Origin of the sequence: Alterirhizorhabdus solaris (assembly GCF_007785815.1) — a bacterium.
GTDB classification, from domain to species: Bacteria; Pseudomonadota; Alphaproteobacteria; order Sphingomonadales; family Sphingomonadaceae; genus Alterirhizorhabdus; species Alterirhizorhabdus solaris.
Map to the genome: position 1 here is coordinate 1 of NZ_VNIM01000160.1, position 5,376 is coordinate 5,376.

Below are 5,376 nucleotides of genomic sequence, written 5' to 3' on the forward strand. Positions count from 1 at the left end.
CAGATCAGACGGATATCGCTTGGTCTTCCTGGCGATGTCGGACATCCGCCCTCGGCTCTCTTCGGTCCACATCCAGAGCCTGAATCACATCCGACCAACCGTGCAAAGCCTTTTCCAAACGGTCTCTTAGGCGGTGGCAGGAACGGCCATATGCGGTGCGCGCTCGGAGTTTCCATCTGGAGCCATGATAGTCGGCCAAGCTGCGAATGGATCGTAGACGGCACTCTCGTCCGAAAGGAACAGCAGGCGCTTCCGCCCGCCTATCTGTGGGCTGACATCGATGAGGTGGCCGGCTTGTCGCGCCACACCGCGTGGTATTCAGCGTCGCGCCGCGCGCCGCCTGAAGGCGGCCGGGGCCTCGCCGATGAGTTGAGAGAAAGCCTTGGCGAAAGCGCTCAGCGAAGCGTAGCCGACTTCGAGAGCCACGTCGGTGACCAGCCGGCCTTCCGTGAGCAGAGCCATCGCCGCCATAACGCGCGCCTGACCCAGCCAAGCCTGCCAGCCCATTCCCGTCTCGCGAAGGAACAGCCGGCGGAATGTCCGTTCGGAAAGGCCGGCCGCGGACAGGGCGCCGGCCTGCGTCGCGGCGCCGGGATTGCCGAGCGCATAGTCCATCGCCCGGACGATCCCAGGATGCATCGCACCGGGCAGCGACAGTGGCAGTTCGCTCTCCAACCACTCCTCGCTCATCAGCGCGAGCGTGCGGAAGAAGCTCGCCGCCACCGGATCGGCCTCGCTCGCGCCCAGCGGCCAGCGCAGCGCATGGAGGATCATCTCGCGCATGACCGGCGTGGCGACGAGGATGCGGACCCGGCTTGTCCCGTCCTTCACCGTATCGGGCGCGAAGTAGATCGAGGCACCCTCGATGTCGGACATGAGCGTGCGGTGCCGCACGCCTGCCGGGATCCACCCCGCCCGGCCGGTCGGCAGCAGATATCGCGCGCGTTCGCTCTCGATCTGGGTCGTGCCGGCGAGCGCGTAGATCAGTTGGTGATAATCGTGGGCGTGCCAATCGTAGGAGGTGTTCCGCGCAAGGTCGTGGAAGGCGAAGCCGGACCCGCGGGGACGGTCGAGACCGTAGGTAATGAGCGTTGCCGTTGTTTCTTCCTCGCTCAGGCGTCGCATGGCCGTTCCGCGCTCATTATTGACCGGTAGTCGTTAGCCGGTCAGCCCGCCATTGGCTATTCCGTGTCCACCACAGGAGCGAGAGACATGGCCAGCACGGCACACGACACGAAGATCGTCGATCAGTTCACCCGGTGGGCGCAGCCCTTCGCCGACCTGTCGGTCCACGCCGACGCCGATGGCATGGCGCGCACGCTCGCCGCCGCCGCTATCACGCCCGAAATGGCGGTGCTCGATGTCGCTTGCGGCCCCGGCATCGTTGCCTGCGCTGCCGCACCGTTGGCCCGTCACATCACCGGCATCGATCTCACCCCCGCGATGATCGATCAGGCACGCGGGCGCCAGCGGAACGCGGGTCTGGACAACATCACATGGCAGGTCGGCGATGCCACGCGCCTGCCGTTCGAGGACGACCGGTTCGACGTCGTGCTGACCCGCTACAGCTTCCACCACATCCCCGATCCGGGTGCCGCGTTGCGCGAGATGACGCGCGTCTGCCGGCCTGGCGGTCGCGTGGTCGTCATCGACGCCACGCCGACGGCCGATACGCAAGCGGCCTATGATCGCATGGAAACGCTGCGCGATCCGTCACACGCCAGCGCGCTGACGCTCGACCAGTTGCGCGCGCTGGGTCAGAGGGCGGGACTGATCGAGCGGGGGACCGACTTCTACCGGTTGGAGGCGCTGCTCGATACGCTGGCCGATGCCGAGGACATGGTTGGGCTGACGGCCTTGTTCGAGACGGATATCACCAGTGGCGAGGATCGCATCGGGGTCGCCGCCCGCCATGCCGCGGACGGCATCCGGTTCGTCTTTCCGGTCTCGATCGTTGCTTGGGATCGTCAATAGTAGCGCATCTTCAACGGCATGCAGCCCGTATAGGCCGATTTGGCCAATATCGCCCTGCCTCGGATCTGGTGACCCACATCTGGCCATTCCGGCGTCTCGCTCCCTTCCCTGGACCGGACGCTCGTCAATCTCGCAGCGGGGCTGCTTTTTGGTGCAAGCTGGGGGCAGCCGGGCGGCTCCAGCCAAGGAAAGCAGCGATCCGTTTTCATGGCGTTCGACTGGCTGACGCCCGCGTCCATGAGGGAGCCGGCCACCCGCCTTGCGATACGCGAACACTGTTCTGCTTCGAATGACACGGAGCGGGCACGACGGGAAGCACCGGGTAGCGCATAGTCTGCAAGCTGGCCGAATCAGCAGCTGCCGTTACGATGCGAGGAGCACCGCGATGCCCAGAATGATTTTCATCAACCTGCCGGTCGCCGATGTCGCGGCATCAACCGCTTTCTATGAGGCAATCGGCTTCGAGAAGAACCCTCGCTTCAGCGACGGGCAGGCCTCGTCGATGGTCTGGTCTGATGCGATCTACGTCATGTTGCTCGCCAAGCCCTTCTTCGCGACATTCACCCAGAAGACGATCGTCGATGCCACGACCAGTTCCACCGGACATTACGCGCTGTCGTTCGACAGTCGCGCCGAGGTCGACGCGATTACGCAGGCGGCGATCGAGGCGGGCGGACGCGAATTGCATGAACCGCAAGATATGGGCTTCATGTACAGCCGCGCTTTCGAGGATCTCGACGGTCATGGTTTCGGGCCGTTCTGGATGGACCCCGCCGCCGTCGAGGGGGGACCGCCGGATGACGCCTAGTTAGAGGCCTGCGGCCCGGTTCGTCGGCGCTCCGGGGGAACATGTTAACGTGCGACCGATATGTCCTGTCCGTTTGTAGCGGGAGGGCATCAATGCAGGGAAATGGCACGACTTTCAGTCAGGCGACGGATCTGTTCGGTCGCCTGACCCGTGCGACCAACTTCGCGCTGGACCATTGGTGGCTTTGGCTGGTGCTCGGGGGCGTCGCGATCGTGGCGCTCAAGGTTCGCGGCCAACACGCGTTGATCGCTTCGCTCGACGAGCGAGCAGACGCCGCGTTCGGCGACATCGATGCGTTGCTGATCGAACGCAGCAGCCTGGTCGGCAATCTCGTCGAGGTCGTGCGGGCGTTCTCGCAAAAGGAACATGACGTGATCCGCGACGTGCTCGATGCGCGTGTCGATGCCCTCGAAGCGGCAGGCAACGCCGCCATCCAGACCGGCACGCAGATCGCCGACATCCTCCAGAACGTCTTCTCGGTGAGCGAAAAATATCCGCGACTGGCAAGCGACGAACATTACCGGACGTTGCGCACGGATCTCATCCGCCTCGAGGATCGCATCACCGCCGCGCGTCGCTTCTATAATCTGGCGGTCGAGGAACTGAATGCGGTCAGGCGTGCGTTCCCCGGCAATGTGATCAGCCGCCGTGATCCGACCCCCGAGCGGGCGAAATTCAGCCTCGGCGAACGGCGCGCGGAATTTGCCGAGCCGGTCAGGATCCGTCTCTAGTCGCCGGGGGTCGAGGCGATGGCTGCCTATGGATACGTCACGCACGCCGCTCGCAACCGGCGTTTCACGGCACTGCTGCTGTTCGCCTATGTCCTCGCCTTCGAGCTGATCGGCGCGTTCGTGCTGACGATGCTGCTGCTGATCGTGGATCAGGAGCATACCATCCTGTCCGATCCGACCGGCTACGCGTTGCGCTATGGTCTGCCGGTCGCGGTCTTCAGCGCATGGATCTTCCGGCGTCTCTACCGCAGTCATGCCGAAGCGGTGATATATGGTCTTGGCGTGCGGATTGTCTCGCGGACCGATGAACCGCGCTTCGTCGGCATCGCCGAGCAGGCCTGCACCACCCTCGGCGTTCGCCTGCCGCGTTTCGGTGTGCTCGATGCCGCCGAACCCAACGCCCTGACCATTGGCGAGGGACCGAACTGCGGGCTGATCGTCGTGACGCGCGGTATGCTGGATCGGCTCGATGATGACGAACTGCTTGCCGTGCTGGCACATGAGGCATCGCATATCCGCCAGGGCGACACCGGGCTGCTGGCCGCCAACCACGCACTGATGCGCACCGCGGTGCTGTTGCAGGTCCACAACCCGCTACGGTTCGAGGACTGGCGGCAGATGATCCTGCCGTTGCTGCTCCCGCCGTTGCTGGTCGTGATGCTGGCGGGCAGCGCCACGACGATGGCAGCCATGACATTGGCACGGTTCGCCCGGCGCGGTCTCAAGCTCGGTCGTGACCATATCGCCGATGGCGAGGCGGTACGCGTGACGCATTTCCCGGAGGCGTTGCTCAGTGCGCTGGTCAAGATCGGCGGGCATGGCGCCTTCGCCGGCAGCCAGCGGGTCGAGGGAGCGCTGTTCGATGGACCGGCGGACCACGAGGGCGGCACGCATCCCGCGATCGACGCACGGCGGCAGGCGATCACCACGCTCGGCCGAGGCCTGATGGACGCGACACGCCAGCGCCGCGATACGCGCGAGCCCTCGCGCGCCCGCTTCGGCCAAGCGCGGTCGACGCGGCGGATGCTCTATCCCGCCGACGCGACCGGCCGACCGCTCGAGCAGCCGCCAACGGCGTCGTTGAGCATGTTGGTGCGACGTTTCACCGACCCGGATGCCCACCGGCAATGGCAGGAAGCGTGCATAGCCTGGTGCGAATGGCGCGCTACCGATGGACGCAATGCCATCGGTCTTGCGCCAGCGATGATTATTCCGGTCGCCAGCATCGCCATGTTCCTGCTCGTCTTCTGGTGGCCGGCCGATCGTGATCTTTCGAAACTGGCGGCGCGCCTCGCTCCCGGCGCGCTGGTCGAGATCGCACGCGACGTGAATTCCGGCCCCGAATGTATCGGTCGGTCCTATCGCGATGGAATATGCCCGGAGTATCGGTATTCACCAGCTCAGCTTGCAGCGAAACGGGCCAAGGCGAATGAGGCGTCGGCGGAAGCGTCGGCCGAACCGACAACTAGCGCGCCAGCCCCCGCTTCGTCCGGCCTGGCGATGCCGCTGTTTCTCGTCCTGTTGATCGGCCTTGCGGCCGTAAGCCCCAAGCTGATGCGACGGGTCGTCGGGGTCGTGGACGCCAGATCGAGCACGACTGACGGGCAGCGGCAGACGCGACCGGACCCGCCTTCAGGCGCCCCCAGCGTGGCCCCGCGATCCGATGGACCGCCGGGAGGACATGTCTACCCTAGGGTCAGGACTCGTTGATCACAGTCAGAAGATGACGGTGGCAGCGAGAGCAATGGCGGAGAAGAAGGCGGTGGGGCAGCGGTCGTAGCGGGTGGCGACGCGGCGCCAGTCCTTGAGGCGGCCGAACATGATCTCGATGCGGCTGCGACGCCGGTAGCGGCGCTTGTCGTA

The 5,376-nt window shown here is 65.3% G+C and carries 6 protein-coding genes; 4 read left to right on the forward strand and 2 right to left on the reverse strand.

The genetic code is table 11. The annotated features are described in order from the left end of the window. Nucleotides 1–318 precede the first annotated feature (318 nt). On the reverse strand, nucleotides 319–1,125 hold the full coding sequence (locus FOY91_RS20480; RefSeq protein ID WP_145155799.1) for an AraC family transcriptional regulator: 807 nt from the start codon (nucleotides 1,123–1,125) through the stop codon (nucleotides 319–321). 87 nt (nucleotides 1,126–1,212) lie between these two features. On the opposite strand from FOY91_RS20480, the gene FOY91_RS20485 reads away from it, so the two are divergent. The 4 genes from FOY91_RS20485 to FOY91_RS20500 all read left to right on the forward strand — a co-directional run bounded on the left by FOY91_RS20485 (nucleotide 1,213) and on the right by FOY91_RS20500 (nucleotide 5,223). Then, a complete protein-coding gene (locus tag FOY91_RS20485; RefSeq protein ID WP_145155813.1) occupies nucleotides 1,213–1,974 on the forward strand; it encodes a class I SAM-dependent methyltransferase in 762 nt (253 codons plus the stop codon). Between the two features lie 385 nt (nucleotides 1,975–2,359). After that, on the forward strand, nucleotides 2,360–2,782 hold the full coding sequence (locus FOY91_RS20490) for a VOC family protein (RefSeq protein WP_145155815.1): 423 nt from the start codon (nucleotides 2,360–2,362) through the stop codon (nucleotides 2,780–2,782). Nucleotides 2,783–2,874: 92 nt separating this feature from the next. Continuing rightward, nucleotides 2,875–3,513: a LemA family protein gene (locus FOY91_RS20495; RefSeq protein ID WP_162527297.1), complete on the forward strand. Its 639-nt coding sequence runs from the start codon at nucleotides 2,875–2,877 to the stop codon at nucleotides 3,511–3,513. 18 nt (nucleotides 3,514–3,531) lie between these two features. Then, the gene (locus FOY91_RS20500; RefSeq protein ID WP_145155819.1) at nucleotides 3,532–5,223 is read left to right on the forward strand and encodes a M48 family metallopeptidase; all 1,692 of its coding nucleotides are present in this window, start codon (nucleotides 3,532–3,534) and stop codon (nucleotides 5,221–5,223) included. Between the two features lie 6 nt (nucleotides 5,224–5,229). Here the strand turns inward: FOY91_RS20500 and FOY91_RS20505 are convergent. Further along, the coding region (locus FOY91_RS20505; protein ID WP_145155821.1) for a transposase at nucleotides 5,230–5,376 on the reverse strand (147 nt) is incomplete at its 5' end.

Coding starts and splice junctions, on each gene's coding strand:
- FOY91_RS20480 (WP_145155799.1), bottom strand. CDS start 1,125: ATGCGACGCCTGAGCGAGGAAGAAACAACGGCAACGCTCATTACCTAC.
- FOY91_RS20495 (WP_162527297.1), top strand. CDS start 2,875: ATGCAGGGAAATGGCACGACTTTCAGTCAGGCGACGGATCTGTTCGGT.
- FOY91_RS20485 (WP_145155813.1), top strand. CDS start 1,213: ATGGCCAGCACGGCACACGACACGAAGATCGTCGATCAGTTCACCCGG.
- FOY91_RS20500 (WP_145155819.1), top strand. CDS start 3,532: ATGGCTGCCTATGGATACGTCACGCACGCCGCTCGCAACCGGCGTTTC.
- FOY91_RS20490 (WP_145155815.1), top strand. CDS start 2,360: ATGCCCAGAATGATTTTCATCAACCTGCCGGTCGCCGATGTCGCGGCA.